This window comes from Granulicella sibirica (assembly GCF_004115155.1).
Taxonomy (GTDB): domain Bacteria; phylum Acidobacteriota; class Terriglobia; order Terriglobales; family Acidobacteriaceae; genus Edaphobacter; species Edaphobacter sibiricus.
Window position 1 is genome coordinate 1,140,769 of record NZ_RDSM01000002.1, and the last position, 22,535, is coordinate 1,163,303.

18 protein-coding genes and 1 riboswitch are annotated in these 22,535 nt (G+C 60.8%); of the genes, 6 read left to right on the top strand and 12 right to left on the bottom strand.

What is annotated here, in order from left to right:
* Positions 1-11: 11 nt before the first annotated feature.
* Positions 12-2,438 (top strand): phosphoketolase family protein, encoded by a 2,427-nt coding sequence (locus GRAN_RS15640; protein ID WP_128913910.1) that lies wholly within the window; start codon positions 12-14, stop codon positions 2,436-2,438.
* Positions 2,439-2,560: 122 nt separating this feature from the next.
* Here the strand turns inward: GRAN_RS15640 and GRAN_RS15645 are convergent, their stop codons facing one another.
* The 7 genes from GRAN_RS15645 to GRAN_RS15675 form a co-directional block, all read right to left on the bottom strand.
* The gene (locus GRAN_RS15645) at positions 2,561-3,937 is read right to left on the bottom strand and encodes an aminotransferase family protein (protein WP_241654675.1); all 1,377 of its coding nucleotides are present in this window, start codon (positions 3,935-3,937) and stop codon (positions 2,561-2,563) included.
* Positions 3,934-5,424, bottom strand: coding sequence for an NCS1 family nucleobase:cation symporter-1 (locus GRAN_RS15650; protein WP_128913911.1), 1,491 nt, complete (start codon positions 5,422-5,424; stop codon positions 3,934-3,936). The genes GRAN_RS15645 and GRAN_RS15650 overlap by 4 nt, the downstream gene beginning before the upstream one ends.
* Complete coding sequence (gene hydA, locus GRAN_RS15655) at positions 5,424-6,824, bottom strand: dihydropyrimidinase (RefSeq protein WP_128913912.1); 1,401 nt, start codon at positions 6,822-6,824, stop codon at positions 5,424-5,426. The genes GRAN_RS15650 and hydA overlap by 1 nt, the downstream gene beginning before the upstream one ends.
* Before the next feature lie 15 nt (positions 6,825-6,839).
* Positions 6,840-8,267: an NAD-dependent dihydropyrimidine dehydrogenase subunit PreA gene (gene preA, locus GRAN_RS15660; RefSeq protein WP_128913913.1), complete on the bottom strand. Its 1,428-nt coding sequence runs from the start codon at positions 8,265-8,267 to the stop codon at positions 6,840-6,842.
* Positions 8,260-9,597, bottom strand: coding sequence for an NAD(P)-dependent oxidoreductase (locus GRAN_RS15665; RefSeq protein ID WP_128913914.1), 1,338 nt, complete (start codon positions 9,595-9,597; stop codon positions 8,260-8,262). The genes preA and GRAN_RS15665 overlap by 8 nt, the downstream gene beginning before the upstream one ends.
* A gap of 145 nt (positions 9,598-9,742) precedes the next feature.
* Positions 9,743-10,984, bottom strand: coding sequence for a Zn-dependent hydrolase (locus GRAN_RS15670; protein WP_241654678.1), 1,242 nt, complete (start codon positions 10,982-10,984; stop codon positions 9,743-9,745).
* 68 nt (positions 10,985-11,052) lie between these two features.
* The gene (locus tag GRAN_RS15675; RefSeq protein WP_128913915.1) at positions 11,053-11,511 is read right to left on the bottom strand and encodes a response regulator; all 459 of its coding nucleotides are present in this window, start codon (positions 11,509-11,511) and stop codon (positions 11,053-11,055) included.
* 164 nt (positions 11,512-11,675) lie between these two features.
* Positions 11,676-11,746, top strand: a riboswitch (Fluoride riboswitch).
* Positions 11,747-11,756: 10 nt separating this feature from the next.
* Between GRAN_RS15675 and GRAN_RS15680 the strand changes: the two genes are divergently transcribed.
* The 5 genes from GRAN_RS15680 to GRAN_RS15700 all read left to right on the top strand — a co-directional run bounded on the left by GRAN_RS15680 (position 11,757) and on the right by GRAN_RS15700 (position 16,576).
* Positions 11,757-13,058, top strand: coding sequence for a voltage-gated chloride channel family protein (locus tag GRAN_RS15680; RefSeq protein ID WP_241654680.1), 1,302 nt, complete (start codon positions 11,757-11,759; stop codon positions 13,056-13,058).
* Between the two features lie 154 nt (positions 13,059-13,212).
* The gene (locus tag GRAN_RS15685; protein ID WP_128913917.1) at positions 13,213-13,827 is read left to right on the top strand and encodes an RNA polymerase sigma factor; all 615 of its coding nucleotides are present in this window, start codon (positions 13,213-13,215) and stop codon (positions 13,825-13,827) included.
* A complete protein-coding gene (locus GRAN_RS15690) occupies positions 13,824-14,537 on the top strand; it encodes a hypothetical protein (RefSeq protein WP_128913918.1) in 714 nt (237 codons plus the stop codon). The genes GRAN_RS15685 and GRAN_RS15690 overlap by 4 nt, the downstream gene beginning before the upstream one ends.
* Positions 14,538-14,561: 24 nt before the next feature.
* Complete coding sequence (locus tag GRAN_RS26735; RefSeq protein ID WP_128913919.1) at positions 14,562-15,497, top strand: HEAT repeat domain-containing protein; 936 nt, start codon at positions 14,562-14,564, stop codon at positions 15,495-15,497.
* Positions 15,498-15,538: 41 nt separating this feature from the next.
* Positions 15,539-16,576: a HEAT repeat domain-containing protein gene (locus GRAN_RS15700; protein WP_128913920.1), complete on the top strand. Its 1,038-nt coding sequence runs from the start codon at positions 15,539-15,541 to the stop codon at positions 16,574-16,576.
* Positions 16,577-16,738: 162 nt separating this feature from the next.
* Here GRAN_RS15700 and GRAN_RS26740 read toward each other — a convergent pair whose 3' ends face one another.
* From GRAN_RS26740 to GRAN_RS15725, 5 genes are all read right to left on the bottom strand, one after another.
* Complete coding sequence (locus GRAN_RS26740; RefSeq protein WP_128913921.1) at positions 16,739-19,123, bottom strand: (Fe-S)-binding protein; 2,385 nt, start codon at positions 19,121-19,123, stop codon at positions 16,739-16,741.
* 30 nt (positions 19,124-19,153) lie between these two features.
* On the bottom strand, positions 19,154-20,104 hold the full coding sequence (locus GRAN_RS15710) for an electron transfer flavoprotein subunit alpha/FixB family protein (protein ID WP_128913922.1): 951 nt from the start codon (positions 20,102-20,104) through the stop codon (positions 19,154-19,156).
* Positions 20,101-20,859: an electron transfer flavoprotein subunit beta/FixA family protein gene (locus GRAN_RS15715; RefSeq protein ID WP_128913923.1), complete on the bottom strand. Its 759-nt coding sequence runs from the start codon at positions 20,857-20,859 to the stop codon at positions 20,101-20,103. The genes GRAN_RS15710 and GRAN_RS15715 overlap by 4 nt, the downstream gene beginning before the upstream one ends.
* A gap of 107 nt (positions 20,860-20,966) precedes the next feature.
* The gene (locus tag GRAN_RS15720) at positions 20,967-21,620 is read right to left on the bottom strand and encodes a helix-turn-helix domain-containing protein (RefSeq protein ID WP_128913924.1); all 654 of its coding nucleotides are present in this window, start codon (positions 21,618-21,620) and stop codon (positions 20,967-20,969) included.
* A gap of 51 nt (positions 21,621-21,671) precedes the next feature.
* Positions 21,672-22,526 carry an MBL fold metallo-hydrolase gene (locus GRAN_RS15725; RefSeq protein WP_128913925.1) on the bottom strand — a complete coding sequence of 285 codons (855 nt, stop codon included), beginning with the start codon at positions 22,524-22,526 and terminating at the stop codon, positions 21,672-21,674.
* Between the last annotated feature and the right edge of the window lie 9 nt (positions 22,527-22,535).

Consider the following 22,535-nt stretch of genomic DNA (forward strand, 5'->3'; position numbering starts at 1 on the left):
CGAGGTAACGAATGAGCACCATGACCGCCCCCGCCCCATCCTCCTCCTCCAAAAACGTCGAAACCACTCCCCTGACCGCCGAAGAAGCACGAAAAATGAACGCCTACTGGCGCGCGTGCAACTACCTCTGCGCCGGCATGATCTATCTCCGCGACAACCCTCTTCTCCGCGAGCCGCTCAAGGTTGAGCACATCAAGAACCGCCTCCTCGGCCACTGGGGTTCCGATCCAGGCCAGACCTTCACCTGGGTCCACCTGAACCGCCTGATCAAAAAGTACGATCTCGAACTCATGTACATCGCCGGCCCCGGTCACGGCGCACCAGCAACCCTTTCCAACTCCTACCTCGAAGGTGTCTATTCCGAGGTCTACCCCGCGATGAGCCAGGACATCACGGGCATGCAGAAGTTCTTCAAGCAGTTCTCCTTCCCCGGCGGCATCGGAAGCCACTGCACTCCCGAAACCCCAGGCTCGATCCACGAGGGCGGCGAACTCGGCTACAGCATCTCCCACGCCTTCGGAGCAGCCTTCGACAACCCGAACCTCATCGTCGCCTGCATGGTCGGCGACGGCGAAGCCGAAACCGGCCCGCTTGCCACATCCTGGCACTCCAACAAATTTCTCAACCCCATCTACGACGGCGCCGTCCTTCCGATCCTTCACCTCAACGGCTACAAGATCGCGAACCCCACCATCCTCGCCCGCATCTCGCCCGAGGAACTCGAAAGCCTCCTCAAGGGCTACGGCTGGACCCCATACTTTGTCGAGGGCAGCGATCCCGACACCATGCACCAGAAGATGGCCGGCATCCTCGAGCACGTCATCCTCGACATTCGCGCAATTCAGCAAAAGGCCCGCTCCGCGGCTCCCGGCACCCCCACCGAGCGTCCCCGTTGGCCCATGATCGTTCTGCGCACTCCCAAGGGCTGGACAGACCCCACCGAGATCGACGGCCACAAGCTCGAAGGCTCCTGGCGCTCCCACCAGGTTCCCATCACCGACCCCCTCACCAACCCCGCGCACCTCGCTCTCGTCGAGGCTTGGCTCCGCAGCTACAAGCCCGAGGAACTCTTCGACGAGTCCGGCGCCCTCATCCCCGAGTTACAGGAACTCCCCCCCAAAGGCACAAGCCGCATCAGCGGAAGTCCCCACGCCAACGGCGGTGCCCTTCGTAAGCCTCTCCACATGCCGGACTTCCGCGACTACGCCGAGACGTTCGAACTTCCCGGCCAGCTCGAAGTCTCCTCCACCGAGCGCCTCGGCGCATTCCTTCGTGACGTCATGCGCGCCAACATGACCAACTTTCGCGTCTTCGGTCCCGACGAAACCGCCTCCAACAAGCTCCAGGTCATCTACGAAGCCAGCGGCAAAACCTGGATGAACGCGATGCTCCCCGAAGATGCGGACGGCGGCGATCTCTCCACCTCCGGCCGTGTCATGGAGATGCTCAGCGAACACACTCTCGAAGGCTGGTTCGAAGGCTACGTCCTCACCGGACGTCACGGCTTCTTCTCCAGCTACGAGGCCTTCGTCCACATCATCGACTCCATGTTCAACCAGCACGCCAAGTGGCTCGAAAAGAGCAAGCTCGAACTCCGCTGGCGCGCCCCCGTCTCTTCCATCAACCTGCTCATCACGTCGCTCGTCTGGCGTCAGGACCACAACGGCTTCACCCACCAGGATCCCGGCTTCCTGGACATCGTCACCAACAAGAGCCCCGAGATCACTCGCATCTACCTCCCGCCAGACGCCAACTGCCTCCTCAGCGTCGCCGACCACTGCCTCCGCTCCGTCGACTACGTCAACGTGATCGTCGCCGACAAAGCCGCCCACCTCCAGTACCTCAACATGGATGACGCCGTCCGACACTGCACCAAGGGCATCGGCATATGGGATTTCGCCAGTAACGACACCGGCCAGGAACCAGACGTCGTCATGGCCTGTGCCGGAGACATTCCCACCTCGGAGTCTCTGGCCGCAGTAGCCATCCTGCGCGAAAAATGCCCGTCGCTGAAGATCCGCTTCATCAACGTGGTCGATCTCTTCCGCCTGATGCCCGAACGCGAACACCCTCACGGCCTCTCGGAACGAGAGTTCGACTCCCTCTTCACCGTCGACAAGCCGGTCATCTTCAACTTCCACGCCTACGCATCACTCATCCACAAGCTGACGTACAAGCGCACCAACCACGATAACTTCCACGTTCGCGGCTACAAGGAGAAGGGCAACATCAACACGCCCCTGGAGCTAGCCATCCTCAATCAGGTCGATCGCTTCAACCTCGCCATCGACGTCATCGACCGTGTTCCGTCACTGCAAGTCACAGCCGCCCACACGAAGGAATGGCTGAAGGATCAGATCACCGACTCCATCAGCTACTCCCACGACAACGGCATCGACCGGCCCGAAATTCGCAACTGGAAGTGGCCCATCGCCTGAAGCTAGAGTGTCGCGGCTAGGATCGCCGCGACACTTTAGTTGTCATTCCCGAAGGGAATCTGCGTTTCTGTTCTTGCTCCCGTTAACTGTCCGAAGTAACTCCCGACACATCTCCCACCGAATCATCCCCCCTCAACCAAGGCATCCGCGATCGAGAGATGCCGATCCAGCGCGTCTATCCCAAAATCAATCTGTACCTTCGTGATGATGAGCGGCGGCGCAATGATGAAGTGCGACACCCACGCTTGGATCGTCACTCCGTCCGCTAGGATCTTCCCCGCAATCTGATCGACAAGAAGTGGCCGTCCCGCGACCTTGTCCGAGTAAGTCCCAAACGGCTCCTTCGTCGTCCGATTCTTGACAAGATCGACAGCCCAGAAAAGCCCCTTGCCCCGCACATCCCCCACGCTGGGATGCTTCGCCTTTAGCTCCTCGAGCTTACCCCGCAGATAAGGCTCAAGCCCCTTCGCCCGCGCCACCAGATCCATCCTCTGCATCTCTCTAATCGCAGCTACTGCAGGCGCCAGCGTCATCGGATGCGCCTCATAGGTATGCCCATGTGCGAAGTAATGGTCCTCAAAGAAATCCGCGATCTTTCCACTCGTAGCGCATAGCCCAAGCGGCACATAAGCCCCCGTGATGCCTTTTGCCGTCGTAAGAATGTCCGGCACCACACCCCAGTGATTCATCGCGAACCACTCGCCCGTTCTGCCCCATCCACTCATCACCTCATCCGCGATCAGCAACACGCCATACTCATCGCAGATCTTCCGCAGCTTCGGCATGTACTCATCCGGCGGGACAAGCACGCCGTTCGTCCCAACCACCGGCTCAATAAGCACAGCCGCCACATCCGACTCGTTCCGGATCATGTGCTCGAGATAGTCCGCACACGCAATCCCGCAACCGGGATATGTGTGCCTAATCGGACACTTATAGCAGTTAACTTCAGGCCCGAAGATCACTCCCGGCCCTTTTCCCCCAGGCTCCATCGCCCATCGGCGAGGATCCCCCGTAGCCGCAATCGATCCCGTCGTCGACCCATGGTACGACCTGTACCGCGCAATGATCTTCGTCTTCCCCGTATACATCCGGGCGATCTTGAACGCGGCTTCATTGGCCTCCGTCCCCGAGGTCGTAAAGAAGAACTTGCTCAACCCTGCCGGCAGCACCTCCACCAGCAGCTTGGATAACTCGGCCCGCACCTCCGTCGCATATCCAGGCATTGCATAGCTCAACTGCTGCGCCTGCTTCGCGATCGCATCGATCACCACCTGGTTCTTATGCCCCAGGTTCGAGCACATCAACTGCGCGGAAAAATCGAGATACCGCTTGCCCTTCCCATCGACGATGTAGCACCCTTCCGCGTCGACGATATGCATCGGGTTCCAACCCTTCTGGAACCGCCACGTACCGTAGTTATGCTTCCGCGTCAGCTCGACGATCTGCTCACTCGTCAACGTTTCGCTCTTCTCCAACATCATCTCGTTCGGGCTCATGAGGGCGATCCAATCTCTTCTGGACTTACATCGTCATTCGTTAACACCATGCCTGTTCTCACTGCAGCATCGGCACGATAACCAAGCATCAGCACGTAGTACATCGCCGCTGAAAGAAAGAAACCGGCGAACCACGCATAGTCATAAAGAAACCGCACCGAGGGCACCACGAGGCCAATCAGCGCGATCACCACACCCACCACAAGCGCAACAATCGCCCGCGGATTGATTCCCTTCGAGTACTCATACTCCCCACCGCGATGGTAGAGCGAGACAACATTCAGCTTAGTCCCGCGAATCAGAAAGTAATCCGCCACCATGATGCCAGCCACCGGCCCAAGCAGTCCCGAATACCCCACAAGCCATCCAAAGATATAACTCCCAAAGGTAGCCATCAGCTTCCACGGCATCATCGCCAAGCCAAGAAAGCCAGTAATCAACCCACCCGTGCGAAAGCTGATCAGTCGAGGATTCAGATTGGAGAAATCGTTCGAAGGCGAAACGACATTTGCCCCGATATTCACATTTAACGTAGCAATCAGCACCGTAATCAAAGCCAGAAATGCCACACCCGGCTGATGAAATCTTCCGAGCAACGTAATCGGCGACCACACCGGCTCCCCAAAGATCACCACCGAAGCCGAAGTGCAGGCGATCCCGATAAACGAATAAAGCGTCATCGCCACCGGAAGCCCAAACGCCTGTCCCACAACCTGCGAATCCTGCGACTTCGCATACCGAGTAAAGTCAGGAATATTCAGCGACAACGTCGCCCAGTACCCAACCATCGCGGTAAGTGAAGGAAAGAAGAAGTGCAGAAAACTCCCGGTCGAGGTGAACTTACTTGGCGCTGAGAGCATAGGCCCAAACCCACCCGCCTTATGCACCATCCAGAATAGAAGAGTCAGCGACATCACTAGCATGAACGGAGCCGAGAACCCCTGCAAGAAACGTATTGACTCCACACCACGCCAAACCACCGCCATGTTAAGCAGCCAGAACCCAAGGAAGCTCGCCCACAACACTGAAGGCATCGCCGCCGTATGCGGCCAAAGCACAGCAATCATCGCTGCGATCGCCTGCCCACCAAGCCACGACTGAATCCCGAACCATCCACAAGCCACCAGCGCCCGCAGGATAGCCGGAAGATTCGCCCCTCGCGTCCCAAAACTCGCCCGCACAAACACAGGAAACGGAATCCCGTACTTCGCCCCCGCATGAGCATTCAAAATCATCGGAACCAACACAATCAGGTTACCAAGTAGGATCGTAAACACCGCCTGTTTCCAGTTCATCCCACCCGCGATCAACGATGAAGCCAGCATGTACGTCGTCACCTCCATCGACATCGAGAACCACAACGCAATGTAGTTGTAAGTCCCCCACGTTCGATGAGCCGATGTCGTCGGAGCAAGATCCTCGTTATAAAGCCGCGGATCGTGCTCGATCACCGCCACATCCCCACCGGCCTTGGCAGGCGTCAGCATCAGGCATACCCTCCCGCATTCGCTTTCCGCTTCACAAAGCGGCCCCGCCCGGTCTCACCCACCCACGTGCCATCCTCAACCACTAACTCCCCCCGCGAGAAGACATGCTTGACATTCCCCTTCACCGTCCAACCTTCGAACATCGAGTAGTCCGTCGCCATGCACTGCGTCGCCGCCGAAATCGTATAGTCCTTCGCAGGATCCCACAGCAGCACATCCGCATCTTTCCCCACCGCGATTTCGCCCTTATTCGCCATGCCAAAGATCCGCGCCGGAGCCGTGCAACTCAACTCCACAAATCTCTCCGGAGTTATCCGTCCGCTGTTGACTCCAAAATGCCACAAAATTTGTAGCCTGTTCTCAACCCCCGGACCACCATTCGGAATCTTCCGGAAATCATCCTTCCCCAGCGACTTCTGATCCGCGAACCGGAATGGGCAATGATCTGTCGAGACCACGGCCAACGACCCATCCTCAAGCGCTCCCCAAAGCGGCTCCTGGTTCTTCTTCTCCCTCAGCGGAGGAGTAAACACATACTTCGCCTCCTCCCAACTCTTGCCCGGCATCTGCTCTTCAATCGACAGCACAAGATACTGCGTGCAAGTCTCCGCGATCGCTCGCAGCCCACGCTCCTGCGCATGCTTCAACTCGCGCAGCGCATCCTCATTCGAAAGGTGAACGATGTAAACCGTAGCCCCCGCCATCTCCGCCAGCGCAATCGACCGATGCGTCGCCTCCGCCTCAGCCTTGGTAGACCGGCTCAGCGCATGGTAGTGCGGCGCAGTCTTACCCTCGGCGACCATCTGCTCGACAACAATGTCGATCGCGCTTCCATTCTCCGCATGGATACAGCACAGCGCATTCAGCGCTCCCGCCTTCTGCATCACCCGAAACATCAACCCATCGTCGATCATCAGCACATTGGGATAAGCCATGAAGAGCTTGAACGAAGAGATCCCCTCGCTCACCATCTCCTCCATCTCCTTCAGCCCCGAATGCCCATCGCCCGGCCCAAGATCCGTAATCGCCATATGCAGCGAGTAATCGATACAAGCCTTCCCACGCGACTTCGCAAGCCATATATCCAAAGCCTCGCGCATCGAATGACCCTTCGCCTGCAGCGCAAAGTCGATCACGGTCGTCGTCCCACCAACCGCAGCCGCGATCGTGCCCGTCCGATAGTCATCCGCCGAAACAGTTCCCCCAAACGGCATATCGAGATGCGTATGCACATCGATGCCACCCGGCATCACAAGCAGTCCAGTCGCATCGACAACGCTATGCCCCGCCGCCTCGAGCCCCAGCCCCACAGCGGCGATGCTCTCCCCTTCCAGCAGCACATCCGCCTTCACCGCGCCGGTAGCATGCACCACGGTCCCATGCTGAATCAAAACTCCCATAAGCAACTCCCAAAATTACACATTCGGATTGATAACCTCCGAAGCCGCACCCTCCGCCACAAGCCCCGCAGCCGACCGCTCCGCCCACGTCTCCGGTGCCAATCCATTCTCAATCCGCTCCATCGTGATGCACCCATCTACCGGGCACACCAGGGAGCAAAGATTGCAACCCACGCAATGATGCTCATCCACCCGAGGCACACGCTCCAGCGGAGTCACCTTGCTCGACCTTCCCAGTCCACCCGCATCCAGCTTCGGGATCGGAGTCGTCGAAATCTTCCGCGCACTCTCCGCCGTCACCATATCCGGAGTCCGAGTAATATCCTGCACCGCCGCCGTCCGGTCAAGATGAATGCACTGATGCGCCCCATCCCAGCAAGCCGTATAGCAAAGCTGGCACCCGATACATAGATCCTCATGGATCCGCGCCACCACCTGGTAGTTCAGGTTGAGGTTCTTCCACTCCCTCACATTCGGCAGCGACAGCCCCAAAAAGTCATCGATAGTCCGATAGCCCTTCGTGCCCATCCACTCCAGCAACCCATCCTGCAGGTCTTCGATAATCCGATACCCGTAGTGCATCACCGCCGTACAAACCTGCACCGTTCCACACCCAAGCAGGATGAACTCGGCCGCATCCCGCCAGTTCCCCACCCCGCCAATCCCCGAAAGCGGCAGCGTCGAAGCCGCATCCGATTGCACCTGCTGCACCATGTTCAGCGCAATCGGTTTCACCGCAGGCCCGCAGTACCCCCCATGCGAGCTCTTCCCATCCACATTCGGCCTAGGCTCCAGCGTATCCAGGTCGATCCCCGTGATCGAGTTGATCGTATTGATCGCCGACAGCGCATCCGCCCCCGCTCTCTTCGCCGCCCGCGCCGGCATCCGAATATCCGAGATATTCGGCGTCAGCTTCACGATCACCGGAGTCCGAGCCTTCTCCTTCACCCACCCCGTAATCTGCTCGCAGTACTCTGGCACCTGCCCCACCGCCGACCCCATACCCCGCTCGCTCATCCCATGCGGACACCCGAAGTTCAGCTCAAGCCCATCCGCCCCGGCATCTTCCACCTTCTGCACAATGTCGTGCCACGTCTCCCGCTTGCTCTCCACCATCAGCGAGGCAATCACCACATGCTTCGGATACCGCCTCTTCACCTCGGCGATCTCGCGTAGATTCACCTCGGTCGGCCGATCCGAAATCAGCTCAATATTATTGAGCCCCATCATCCGACGCCCATCCCAGTCGATAGACGAGTACCGCGAGCTCACGTTTGTAATCGGGGCCCCGATCGTCTTCCACACCGCCCCACCCCATCCCGCATCGAACGCCCGCATAATCTGCTCGCCGCAGTTCGTCGGCGGAGCCGAAGCCAGCCAGAAGGGATTGATACACGGAATCCCGCAAAAGTTCGTCTCAAGCGTCGGAGTCACCTTAGCCATGCTGTCCCTCCAGCCAGGCCGCAATCCCCAGCCCTGCCCGTTTTCCATCGGCGACGGCGTCCACGACCTCTCGCCCTCCGTTTGTACAATCCCCACCCGCAAAATACTTCGCATGCGATGTCTGCCCCGTAACCCGGTCGATCAAAACGCGCCCCCGCTCCAACTCCACCTTGGCCCCCGCAAGAAATCCCGTATGTGTCCCCTGCCCGATCGCCATCACTACCATCTCCACCGGCACCGAAAACTCCGATCCGGCAACGGGCAGCAACGACCCGTCCTCCGAAGTCTCCAACTGCCCTAACCTCAACCCCTCGACTGCCTCATCTCCAACAAGCCCCACCGGCTGCACATACCAAAGGAACCGCACGCCCTCGGCCTTGGCATGCTCATATTCAAACCCGAACGCGGACATCTGCTCCACCCCACGCCGGTACACCATCGTGACTTCCTGAGCCCCAAGCCGCACAGCCGCAATCGCCGCGTCGATCGCCGTATTCCCCGCCCCGATCACCGCGACCCTCGCCGGAACACTCGTAATCGATCCCGACTTATACCCCTCGATCAGGTCGAGTGCATTCGTCACCCCGGCCATCTCTTCCCCGGCAATCCCCAACCGGTGAATTGCCCCGAGCCCCATCCCAAGAAACACCGCATCGGACCCGGCCTCGATCTCCGCAAGCTGAGCCGCATCCACCGTCACCCCGAAGCGGAACTCCACCCCCATCCCAGCCACCAACTCAATCTCTCGCAAGCTCTCCAGCAAAGGCAGCTTGTACTCCGCGATCCCGTACGTGTTCAACCCACCCGGCAGCTTGCGGGCGTCGTAGATCGTCGCCCGAATCCCCCGCTTGCGAAGCTCCACCGCGCAAGCCAGCGAAGCCGGCCCAGCCCCGATCAGCGCAACAGACTTACCCGTCTCCGCCCCAACCTCGAACGGCAGTCCAGCCCCCGTCGCATGAAACGCATCCATCGCAAACCGCTGCAGCCGCCCAATCTCGATCGGCTGCCGGTTGTACCGGTGCATCACGCAGGCCCCCTCGCACAGCACCTCCACCGGACAAGCCCGCGAGCAGCTAGCCCCAAGTACATTCGCCTCAAGAATTGTCTTCGCCGACCCCGAAAGATTCCCACTCGCAATCTTCTTGATGAACTTCGGCACATCGATATGCGTCGGGCAAGCCCCCGTGCACGGCGCATCGAAGCAGAACAGACACCGGTTCGCCTCCGGCACAGCCGCCTGCAAATCAAACGCAGGATGCAGATCGCCAAACCGCGCCACAATCTCAGGCTGAACCTGAACCTGCTCAAAAAAAGAAACTCGCTCACTCATCCGGACAGTCCCGCCTCCAGCGTGATCAAAATGGAGTACAAATCCACCCTGTCATCTCCCAGGGCAGCAGAACCAGCTTTTCTCTTCAATCGGAGAGTTGATTATGCACCATCGCGCCGCAAAAGTGGTTGCCGCCTGCGAGTCCCTACGCCTCTACCACCCACGCCATCGTCTTCCCGGCCAGCCGTCCAAACGCTTCACAAGCCATCCCCAGATCTTCCTTCCGCGTATCCTCCGCGCTGTTATGGCTCAACCCAGCCAGCGACTGCACAAACATCATCACCGTAGGAATCCCCGCCCGCGCCACCTCCGCCGCGTCATGCAACGGACCCGAAGGCAACCGGTGCGACACCCCCGCGACCTCCCGCACCGCCTCATCACACATCTCGACCAGCCGCGCATCGAATGGAATCGGCTCAATACTCCAGATCCTCGACCACTCGACCGTACATCCTTCCTCCCCCGCGAACTTCCGGCTCGCCCCATCCGCCCGTGCCAGCATCTCAGCCAGCACCTCCGCATCGAGATCCCGCATATCCAGCGTCGTCTCGCATCGCCCGACAACAGCAGTCACGATCCCCGGAAATGTCTTTACGCTCCCCATCGTCGCCACCGCATCCGCATGCTTCTTCGCAATCGGCCGAATCTCGAGCGCAAGCTTCGCAGCCGCAGCCAGCGCGTCTCGCCTCACCCCCATCGGGGTCGATCCCGAATGCGCCTCCTGCCCATAAAACGTGATCGCATGCCGCTCCACGCCTTTGGTTCCCGTCACCGCGCCAAGCGGAAGCCCCATCGCCTCCAGCACCGGCCCCTGCTCGATATGCAATTCAAGATAGGCCACCGCCCCAGCCTTCTCGACCGCAGCATCGCCAATCCGCTCGATATCGATCCCACACTCCCGCAGCGCATCCTCGAGCTTCACCCCATCCCGATCCGTCCGTACCCGATCCGCCGCGACCGTATGCGTCCCAGCGAACGCCGAAGACCCAAACAGGCTCCGCCCAAACCGGGCCCCTTCCTCATCCGCCCAATCCACCACCCGAACCGTAACCGGAGGGCGCCCGCCGTACTCCTCGTTTAAACTCCGCACAACCTCCAGCGAAGCCAGCACCCCAAGGCATCCATCCAGCCACCCACCGTTCGGCACCGAATCCAGATGCCCCCCAAGCAGCAGCACCTTCTCCGATTCACCCGCCAGCGTAGACCACGAGTTCCCCGCCGCATCCAGGTGATGCTCGAGCCCAAGCGCCTTCACCTTGTCCTGAAACCACCCTCGCGCCTTCAGCCACACCGGCGTCCACGCCACCCTCTGCGCCCCACGCGCATCCGCCGTCAAAGCCTTCAGTTCCTCTAAATCCGCAATCATCCTTCGTGCATCAAGCGCCAAGGTGTCCTCCGAAAAGAAGCTGGCTCGAAAGGACAGACTACTTTACCCGGCACATTCCACAAACCCGCCTAGCTGAGTTCGAGCACTTCCCGCACCTTGAGGCATAAGGCCATCGGTGTATACGGCTTTTCCAGAAACCGCATATCCTCCTCACGCCGAAGCACCTCCAGCATCTCCAGCGTCTCCATCGATCCTGACACCAGCAGAACCTTGATCCCGCGCCGCCAGCCCAGCACCTTCAGCGCCAGCTCCTGACCATTGATCCCCGGCATATTCATGTCCGTGATCAAAAGGTCGAAATCATCCGGCCGTTCCTGAATCCAATGCAGCGCCTCATCCCCATCACATACAGCGAGGACCGTATACCCCTTCTTCTCAAGGATCGTGGCGGTCAACATCCTCACCGCTCTATCGTCGTCCGCCAGCAGAATCGTCTCCGTCCCGCACGGTACGCTCGTCCAATCCACTGCCCGTTTGTTTTCTGAAACAACACCAGCCTGGTCTAATCCCAAAGACTTACCTTCCATCCTCGCTCCTCGAACGTTTTAGCGGAACTCTGACGTTTCCTCCATCGTTCACATCACATCGTGCCTGCCCGGGATACGCGAGAGCATACTCGCCTCGCGCCAAACCTGCCAACTTTTACCCCTATCCGATTGACCCTGACTCTCGCGTCGCGGTATCGTTACGACATAATCTTGGCGATGGGGTTCGCCGACGACGCTCGCCCTCCAAGGTGAAGCTGATGACTCCTACTTACGATAGGAGTCCCGTGCCCGAAACCTCTTCGACCTCGCACAAGTCCGCTACTCACAGCCTCACTATCGGCAGCTCTACAACTTTTGTGCAGCTTTTGCGGTGGATTCCCCTTGCGACCCTCGCTGGAATCCTCGCTGGCACCGCCTCCGCTCTCCTCCTCGTCTCGCTCAACCTAGCCACCACCCTGCGCGAGAATCATCCGTGGCTCCTCTATCTCCTCGCGCCAGCGGGGTTGGTCGTTGGCCTCCTGTATCGACACTTCGGAGCCTCCGTCGAGGCAGGCAGCAATCTCATCATCGACGAGATCCACAACCCCCAGGCAGTCATTCCCCTCCGCATGACGCCTCTCATCCTCCTTGGGACCTTCATCACCCACCTCTTCGGTGGCTCCGCTGGCCGTGAAGGCACCGCCATACAAACCGGAGCTTCCCTCGCCGACCAACTCTCCATCCCCCTTCGTCTCGCCCCCGCCAACCGCCGCATCCTCCTCATGGCCGGAGTCAGTGCAGGCTTCGCCTCCGTCTTCGGAACCCCGCTCGCCGGAGCCGTCTTCGGCCTCGAGGTCCTCGCCATCGGTTCCCTCAGCTACGAAGCCCTCTTCCCCTGCTTCATCGCCGCCTTCGCCGGAGACCTCACCACCCGCGCCTGGCACGTCCACCACACTCTCTACCAAGTCTCCTCCGTGCCCGCCGTCGACGTGCGCGGCATCCTCTCCTCCATCGCCGCCGGAATCGTCTTCGGCCTCATCGCAATGGCCTTCGCCCGAACAACTCACGCCGTCTCCGCCTTCGCCAAACGCCATATCGCCTACGCGCCTTTACGCCCGTTCGCCGGAGGCATCCTCGTCACTTTGGCCGTGCTCGCCATCGGCACGACCAGGTACATCGGCCTCGGCATTCCCACCATCGTCGCCTCCTTCCAAACCCGCCTCCCCATCTATGACTTCGCGGCTAAGTTCCTCTTCACCGCCCTCACCCTCGGCACGGGATTCAAAGGTGGAGAAGTAACCCCCCTCTTCTTCATCGGCTCAACCCTCGGCAACGCCCTCTCGAACCTCCTCCCGCTTCCTCCATCGCTGCTCGCCGGAATGGGCTTCGTAGCTGTCTTCGCCGGAGCCGCCAATACCCCGATAGCCTCCACCCTCATGGCGGTAGAGCTCTTCGGAGCCGAAGCCGGAGCCTACGCCGGCATAGCCTGCGTCGTCAGCTACCTCTTTTCGGGCCACTCCGGCATCTACCACGCCCAACGCATCGGCAACTCCAAATACCCGCAGCAGAACCTCCCCGCTGCTCTCGAAGCAAAACTCCCCGAATAGCCCGAACCCGCCCCCAAGTCTGCTATCCCCGCCGTTGCCTTCTGGCTGTCGTTCCCGGAGGGAACCTGCGTCTGCGGTTGCCCGTCCCACCCGCACCAAAAAAATAAACCGCCCCAACCTAACCGCTCGCCCAACCCATTGTCTAATCGGGCGAATGGAACTTACGGACCAAAATGCGATCGACCAAGTCCTCTCCGGCGACCGTGACGCCTACCGCACGCTCATGGATCGCCACTTCCAATACGTCTTCCGGATCGCCTTCCGCATCACCGGCAACGAGTCCGACGCGGAAGACGTCGCCCAGGAATCCTTCCTCCGCGCCTACAACAAGCTCTCCACCTTCCGCCACGACGCCACCTTCTCCACTTGGATCAGCCGAATCGCCATGAACACCGCCATTAACCTCATCGAACGCCGCAAACGCGACCTCACCGAGCGCGCCGACCGCATCGCCGACGAGCCCACCCCCGAAGAACAGACCCGCCAGATACCCGACCACAAAGCCGGCCCTGAGCGCCTCCTTCTCGACAGCGAATCCACCACCATCCGCCAAGCCGCCATGGACTCTCTCACCCCAATGGAGCGCACCGCCTTCACCCTCCGCCACATGGAAGAACTTCCCATCGCCGAGATCGCCACCGCCCTCAACATCCCGGCCAACTCCGCCAAGCAGGCCGTCTTCCGCGCCGTCGGCAAGCTCCGCCGCGCCCTCGCCCCAACCCTTCGCCCGCTCACGCCCCGCCCGCTGACACAAGGAGGCACCCGATGACGCACCCCACCGAAGAACACCTCATCGCCTATCACCTGCACGAGGCCGCCGACGAACACGTAATCCGCCAGCATCTCGAGTCCTGCGACCCCTGCGCCGTGCTCTCCGAGTCCATCGCCGAGACCCTCCGCGTCTTCTCCGCCGAGCCCGTCCCCGAGGCCAACCTCGAGCGCAACTGGCACCGCCTCCGTATCAACCTTCCCGCGATCACTCCCGCGCGGAAACGCAGCCTCATCTCGTGGCGCCGGATGGTCCCCTCTGCTGCCTTCGCCGTGGCCACCCTTGTCCTCGTTACCTTCCTCGGACTCCACACCAAGCAAGTCAAACCAGCTCTTCGCCCCAACCTGGCCATCAACGGCCACGGCCCCCTCACCACCGAGCCCGTAGATCCCGCTATCGCCAACCACCTCGACACCGCCGAGCGTCTGCTCACCGAGGTAAATCACACCTCTGGTCCGCTTGACGCCGCCACCCGCATGGAAACCCGCGATCTTCTCCTCAAGAACGCCGTCTACGTCAAGACCGCTCGCCAGAGCGGCAACATCTCCGAAGCCGCTGTCCTCGAAAATCTCGGCCGCGTCCTCACCACCCTCGACCACGAGCCCGAGCACGAGGTCGACGCCGGCAACTGGCAGCTTCGCTTCGCCCTCAACACCGACGGCCTCCTCCTCGACATCCGCATTCTTCGCCAGAACGACCAACGCCAGTAACCAGTCAAGCAAAGGACCCCAGCCATGAACCCCACCCGCAAGCCAATCCTTACCACCGCCGTTCTTCTCCTCCTCGCCGCTGCCCCCATCGCCCGCGCCGAGTTCCTCCCCAACCCCGCGGCCAACGACAAGACCGCATACGCCGCCGGCACTCGCGCCATGAACGACCACCGCTGGCAGGACGCCGTCGCCTCCTTCGACCAGGTCGTCAACGCCCACGGCAAGCAGGTCGACGCCGCCCTCTATTGGAAGGCGTACTCCCTCAACAAGATGGGTAACAGGCCCCTGGCCCTGGCCACCTGCTTCCAGCTCCGCTCCCAGTACACCTCCAGCTCCTGGAATAAGGACTGCGACGCCCTCTCCATCGACCTGAACCCGCAGGAGGCAGTCGGCCCTGTCGGGCCTGTGGGACCAGTCGGTCCCGTTGGACCTGTTGGGCCTGTTGGTCCAATAGGCCCCATCAATGTTCACATCGACGGCCCCCGTCCCGGCTCGGACGAAGATCTCAAGCTTCTCGCCCTCAACTCCCTCCTCAACCAGGATCCCGCCAGGGCAATCCCGCTACTCCGCGGGATCCTAGCCGGTAACCAGCCTGACAGCGTCAAGAAGCACGCCATCTTTGTCCTCGCCCAGAGCAAGTCCCCCGAAGCTCAGTCCATCCTCAACGACGCCGTAACCGGCAAGATGAGTCCCGAGCTCCAACGCCAGGCCATCCAGATGATGGCCGTCTTCGAAGGCAAGCGCGCCAACGACAGCCTCGCACGCGTCTACAGCTCCACTGGCGACCGGCAGATCAAGAAATCCATCATCAGCGCCTTCTTTATCACCCAGGACGCACCCCGCATGGTCGACCTTGCCCGCAATGAGAAGGACCTCGACCTCAAGCGATCGATCGTCTCCCAGCTTGCCCTCATGCACGATAAAGCCGCCGAAGACTACATGCTCGAACTCCTCAAGTAAGTCCCCCAAACATCCCAGCGCACTGCCCAAGGAGAGCACCCATGCCCCGCCTGACGCCCCTTCTCGCCCTCACGACATTCCTTCTCGCAGCCGCCGCGCTGCAAGCCCAGCAGCCCACCATCGTCCACGCTCAGCTCACAACCGAACCCGTAGGAACAAGTCTCGCCACGCGCCTCGACGAACTCAGGCACTCGTCAACCCCCGTCTGGGTCGGCTACTCCATCCCCGTAGCCCCCGGCTTCGACAAGAGCAACGAAAGCGACCAGACGTCGTTCCTCGAGGGCGACCACGAAAGCCATACCTACCGCAACGACGACAGTCACCCGGGTCAGTCGATCGACCACGAGACCGTCCTCCTGCGCCTGGCCAACAACGCTATCGAGAAGGTCCGCCTCGAACGCCCAGCCCGCACCCTCGATGCCGGGAACCAGCGTTTCGTCTGGCTCACCGGCGTCTCCGAAACCGACAGCATCCATACCTTCGCAGCCCTAGCCCACGAACCAGCAATGGAAGGTATCGCCTCGACCGCCATCTTCATCATCGCCGTACACCGCTCGCCCGAAGCGACCATAAGCCTCATCGGTCTGGCCGCCCCCGCAAGCCCACTTGCCATACGCGAGAAAGCGGCTTTCTGGTTGGCGAATCAGCGCGGCAAGGAAGGCTTCGAAGCCATCCAACGTCTCGCCCGCGAGGACGCCGACCCAAAGTTCCGCCAAAAGCTCACCTTCGATCTCACCCTCACCAGGGAACCCGGCGGCCTCGACGAAATCATCCGCATGGCCCACTCCGACAGCTCGCCAGAGGTCCGCAAACAAGCCCAGTTCTGGATGGCCGTCAAAGGTGGCAAGAAGGTATCCGGTGATCTCCGCAACCTCGCCGAGAACGACCCCGACGACCAGATACGCAAATCCGCCGTCTTCGCTCTAAGCCGCCTGCCCAGCGAAGAAGCCGCCACCCAACTCATCCAGGTAGCGAGCAGCAGCAAAGACCCCGCCGTCCGCAAGCAAGCCGTCTTCTGGCTGGGAGAGTCCAAAGATCCCCGCGCCCTCGACTACCTCACCGCCCTCCTCAGGCAATAGCACTCCGACAACAGGGTCCCCACCTTCGCCGCAGCTTCATCGCCGCTAAGGTGGGAACCCATACCGCCCACGTGCCGCCTGCCTTTGCCGTTGTCGTTGACGTTGCTTATTTGGACGTCCTTCCCGAAGGGAACTGCGTGTGCACTTGTCATCGCCTTCCAGCTAAACATCTCCAGCCCTTTTAGGACTCCACTTTTTCCGCGCCGGGGCCGCCGGACCAGCAGGGTCCACCTCAACGACCGGAGCCACCACGGCCTCATCAACCAAAACCTCAGCAACCTTCCCCTTAGGCTCCCACTTCTTACGCACCGGCGGCTCCACTGATTCCGCCGCACTCTCCTGGACAATCGGCAACCTGGCTTCCACCTCAACCAACTTCTTAGACTCCCACTTCTTCCTCTCCGAAAACACAACCACGTCAGGAGAAGTCGCTTCCATCAAAGGCGTCACCACCTCCGGCACAACCACCGGCAGTTCGACCGGCGCGACAACCTCAGCAACCACCCTCACAGGCGGCTCAACAACCCCACCCCCACCCCGCAAAACCCCCTCCCAAAGCAACTCCGCCACATCCTTCACAACAACATCCTCCCCCTTCCCGGGAGTACTCCCAAGCATGCTCTTACAAAACGGACACCCAACCGCCAGCACCTTCTCCCCCTCACCCTCTCCGAGCACCCCCCGAGCCTCCCGCACCCGGTTCTCCGAGATCCTCTCCTCCCCCGCCTCCTCTTCCTTCCAGAACTGAGCCCCACCCGCCCCGCAGCAAAACGAGCCCTCCCGCGACCGCCCCATCTCCACCACATCGTTCGAAAGCACCTTCAGCAGATTCCGCGGCGCGTCATACACCCCGTTGTGCCGCCCCAGGTAGCAAGGATCGTGATACGTCACCTTCGCCCCCGAAGACACCGCCTCCAGCTTCCCCGCCGTCACTAGGGTCTCCAGATACTCCGTATGGTGAACGACCCGGAACTCCCCCCCGATCTGCCCATACTCCTTCCCAATCGCATTCATGCAATGCGGACAACTAGCCACAATCAGCTTCGGCTTCACGTCATGGAGCGTGGCGACATTCTCATCCGCAAGCTGCCGATACAGAAGCTCATTCCCCGCCCGCCGCGCGCTATCCCCCGTGCAGCACTCCCGCTTCCCAAGCACCGCATAGTCCACGCCCGCATGATCGAGCAACTGCACAAATGCCCGCGCCGTCTTCTGCGCCGAAGGATCATAGCTAGCCGCGCACCCCACCCAGTACAAGACCTCCGGCTCCGGATTCTCCTCCGTCGTCCGAACCTTCAACCCCTCCGCCCAATCCAGCCTCTTCCCCCGGTTGATCCCCCACGGATTCTGCGCCCTCTCCATCCCTCGAAACGCCGTCTGCAACTGCTGCGGAAACTCCCCTTCGATCAACACCTGATTCCGCCGGATATCGAGGATATCGAGCATCTGCTCATCCCCCACCGGGCAAACCTCGACGCATGCCCCACACGTCGTACAAGCCCACGCCGCCTCCGGCGAAATCGCAAATTGCAGCAACCCTCGCGGGCTATCCCCACCCAGTTCAAACGCCGTCCCCAGCCGGTTCAACTCCATCCGCTTATTGATCTCGAGCGCCGCGGGACTCAGCGCCTTCCCCGTAGCCGCCGCCGGACAAACATCCTGGCACCGGTTGCATTGGATACATGCATACGCATCCAGCATCCTCGGCCAAGCCAGGTCCTCGAGCTTCGCCGCCCCAACAACCCCACCCTCCTCCAGGTTCAACTCCAACGGGGGCATAACCCCAGAAGAAGCCTTCCGCTCCACCACATACTTCAACGGAGCCATGAATAAATGAACATGCTTCGTATAGGGAAAGTAAGCCAGAAACAGAAGCACGCTCCCCAGCGCTCCCCAATAACCAAACACCATGACAACCTGCGCATGCGCCGCCGGAACCAACCCAGCTAGCAACGAAGCAAACGGCTGATACCGATCCGGGCCATCTACGACGATCTTCGCTGCAGCCCCCAGAGCCCGGCTCCCCACATGAAACAGGATGAACCCCGACACAATCACCGAGTCCCGCGAGATCCTCCCGCGCCTCACATCCTCATGCAGCAGTGTCCGCTCATGGAACTGAAAGTCCCTCCGGCTCGGCAGCAGAAATCTCCTCGCAACGAGCGCCACCACGCCCACCAGCACCAGAAAACTGAACACATCCGCCAGCAAAAGGTAACCCGCAGTGAATACATTCGCAGGCCGCAGATCCAGCGAATAAAACCCCTCAACTGCATCCACCAGGTTCACCAGCCCATACAGCACGAACCCATAGAAAATGAACGAGTGAAACACCCCCACCACCGGTCGCCTCTTGAACGTCCGGCTCTGTGCCAGCGTCGTAACCAGCGCAGCCCCAACCCGGCCCGCCAGCCCATCGAAGCGCGCCTCGGTATCCCGCCGCCCCCGCCTGATCTTCCGATACAGCCGGTAAAACCCCCACAGCCCCCAGGCCCCGGTCATCACCGCAAAGACAACAAACCCGACCTTGCTTGAGAGTGGAAGCATAGCGAACGCAAACTCCGTGACGCGACCAGCTTACTTCGTCAACTCATCCAGAATCGCCGGAAGCACTGCACCTACATCACCAACAATCCCATAATCCGCCACCTTGAAGATCGGAGCCTCGGCGTCCTTATTGATCGCCACGATCAACTTACTCTTATTCATCCCCGAAAGGTGCTGCACCGCCCCGGAGATCCCCACCGCCACATACACCTTCGGCTGCACCGTCTTCCCTGTCTGCCCTACCTGCTCCGCATAGGGCCGCCACCCGGCATCGACAACCGCCCGCGTAGCCCCTACCGCCGCCCCAAGCTTATCCGCCAGCGGCTCGATCAGCTTCGCGAACCCCTCCGCCGTCCCCACCCCGCGCCCACCGGCCACAACAATATCCGCCTCGGTCAGCGAAACCCGTTCCGTTTTCTCCGAGATCTTACCCGTCACTACCACTCGCGCCTTCGGCAGACTCAGATCAACATCGAACTGCTCCGCAGCGACAGCCAGCGGAGCAGCCGCCCCATAGGCCCCCGGCTTGACCGTCACCACAACAACCGGCCCCTTCGCCTCAATCGTCTCCGTCACCCTAGCCAGAAACGTATACCTCTGCGCCGCCAGCGCCCCACCCTCATCCTTCAGCGAGATCACATCCTCGAGCAGCGGCGCGTCCAGCTTCACCGCAACACGGGGACTATACTCCCGCCCACTCCGGCTCCCCCCAATCAGAACCGTATGCGCCTCCCCTTCGGTAGCAATCTGCGCCACCGCCGCCGCCCAGACCTCCGGATCATATTGCGCCAACTCCGGCACATCCCCCACCAGCACCTGGTCCACATACCGAGCCACATCCACCGCCACGGCGGCCACGCCGCTCCCAAGCACAAGCGCCGTCACCCCACCCGCACGCCCTGTCTCCCGAGCCGCCGCCACCATCTCCAGCGTGCTCTTCGCGACCTTTCCCCCACCGTGCTCGACGAGCACCAGGATCATGCGATCACCCGCGCTTCATGCCGCAGCAGATCCACAAGCTGCGCCGCCGCCCCCTGCGCATCCTTGCCATCGAGAATCTTCCCCAGCCGACTCTTCACCTGTATCTCCGCACCCTGGAACACCACCGCCGGAGCCACGCCAAACCTCTCCAGCGTCTCCTTCCGCGTCTCTTTCTTCTTCGCCTTCATAATCCCCGGCAGCGTCGGATACCGTGGCTCATTCAACCCCTGCTGCGTCGTCACCACCGCCGGCAGCGCAACCGAAAACGACTCGCTCCCCGCATCCACATCATGCTTCCCCGTCAGCGTCCCTTCAGCCAGTTCAAGCCCATTTACCCACGTCACCTGAGCCCACCCGAGCCTCTCCGCCGTAGCCGCCCCAAGCGCGTGACTATCCCAATCCGCCTGCTGCCCACCCGACAAAATCAACTCCGCTCCCTCTTCCGTCGCGATCGCAGCCACCACCCGGCTCAGCGCCATCGCGTCCAGCACCACATCTGTCTCCACATGGATAGCCCGATCCGCCCCCATCGCCAGCGCCGTCCTCAGCGCATCCTGCATCCTCGCTGGCCCCACCGCCACCGCCACAATCTCCGCGTCCGCCCCACGCTCCCGCAGCCGCAACGCCTCTTCGACCCCATATTCATCCATGGTGTCCATCACCAGCTTGCTCGCCCCCAAAGCGACCGCGCCACCCTCCACCCGCACACTCTCCTCGGCATCCAGCACCTGCCGAATCAAAGTCAAAACCCGCATCCGCCCAGCTCCAATCCACGTCCGGCGATCCTGCCCGTAGATCGCCATACGGAGCATACTGAATGACCATTCATTCCGTCAACGAATCAAGCCGTCCTCAAGCTATCCTAAAGCCGCCCACCCCGAGGAACATCCCGATCCGACCGCGCAGGCATACTGACAATCAGCGCCGTTGCAGACACCTCGCCCGAACACCGAAAGCTCCGTGTCGTCTCCGCATCCAGGAACGCCACATCCCCGCCCTCAAGCCGTTCGTTCCGGCTCCCGAAAACCACATCCAGAGCACCCGAGATCATGTAAACCATCTCGTGCCCTTGATAAATCCTCGGCTGAAACGGCGGAGTATCCGTGTTCGGGAAAAACTCCGCAAGACAAGGCCCTAGACTCCGATCCGGAACCAGGATGCCGAAGCTCTCCGCGATGTGCGACGGGTTTGTCGGCCGAGGCTGCGGCAGACGGATTCTGTCCTTCCGTCTCTGGATTCGAAAGAAACTATGTTTCTCCGGCTGAAAAAAGTATGAAAGGTCCTTGCCGAAGGCCAGCCCAAGCCGAGCCAAATTCCGCAGAGTAGGAACCACCCGGCCCGTCTCCAACTGCGAAAGAAAGCTGGCGGAAAGCCCCGTGGCCTGGCCCAACTCCACAAGGCCCATAGAGCGCTTGAGACGTAACTGCTTAATGCGGCTGCCGATCTGACTCTCCGCAAGAATCAGTTCCACTGCATTCGGGTCAACTTCGTCGAAATCAATAGCCGGAGTATCCATGATTCCTTGGATGCCACCTCCGGGCTTGAAGGAAGCCGCAGCGTCTCGCGCCTAGCCCGCTTCCAGCATCATCCCTTCCGTTGCCGCGCAGGTATTCGGAAAATAAGTTCGCGCCCGTTCAACGATCTCATCCATATGCTCGTCATCATGACCCGGGTCATGATGAAACAGCACAAGCTGCTTTACCCCCGCCCGTTTCGCCACGTTCACGGCTTCGAGCCACGTACCATGCCCCCACCCCGCATGGGTCGGATACTCCTCCGGAGTAAACTGCGCGTCATAGATCAGCACCTCGGCGCCTTTCGCAGCTTCCAGAAGCCTTTCGTCCGCCGCATCAATCCCGTGCTCGTGGTCCGTCGCGTATACCACCGTCTTGCCGCCGATCGACACCTTGTACCCGTTCGCGCCCTCAGGATGCGTCAGCGCAAACGAAGAGATATGCACTCCTTCCTCGAAGGACGTCCCCTTTCCTGTAATCTGCGCGAACTGCATCTCTGCCGCAAGCAGGTCGAAATGAACGGGAAAGTAGGGCGTGGCCATCTGCCCCCGCAGGATCTCCCGCAACTGCGCAACCGGACGAGCCGAGTGGAAGGTAATCGTGTTCGCCTTCGCATACAGCGGAAGAAAGAACGGCAGCCCCTGCAGATGGTCCCAGTGGAAGTGCGTGAGAAAGATGTTCACGTTCTCGCACGGCCGGCGATTCTTCAGAAGGTCGATCCCCAGGTTCCGTATCCCGGTCCCAGCGTCGAAAATAAAGCATTCGCCGGTTGAAAGTGCGATCTCAACACACGGCGTGTTGCCGCCATACCCGAGGTTTCCGGGGGTCGGGGTTGGTATCGAGCCGCGTACACCCCAAAACCGCACCTGCATCGAAGGGGCAGGAGGTGCTCCCCCGGAATCCTGCATGAGTTTCTT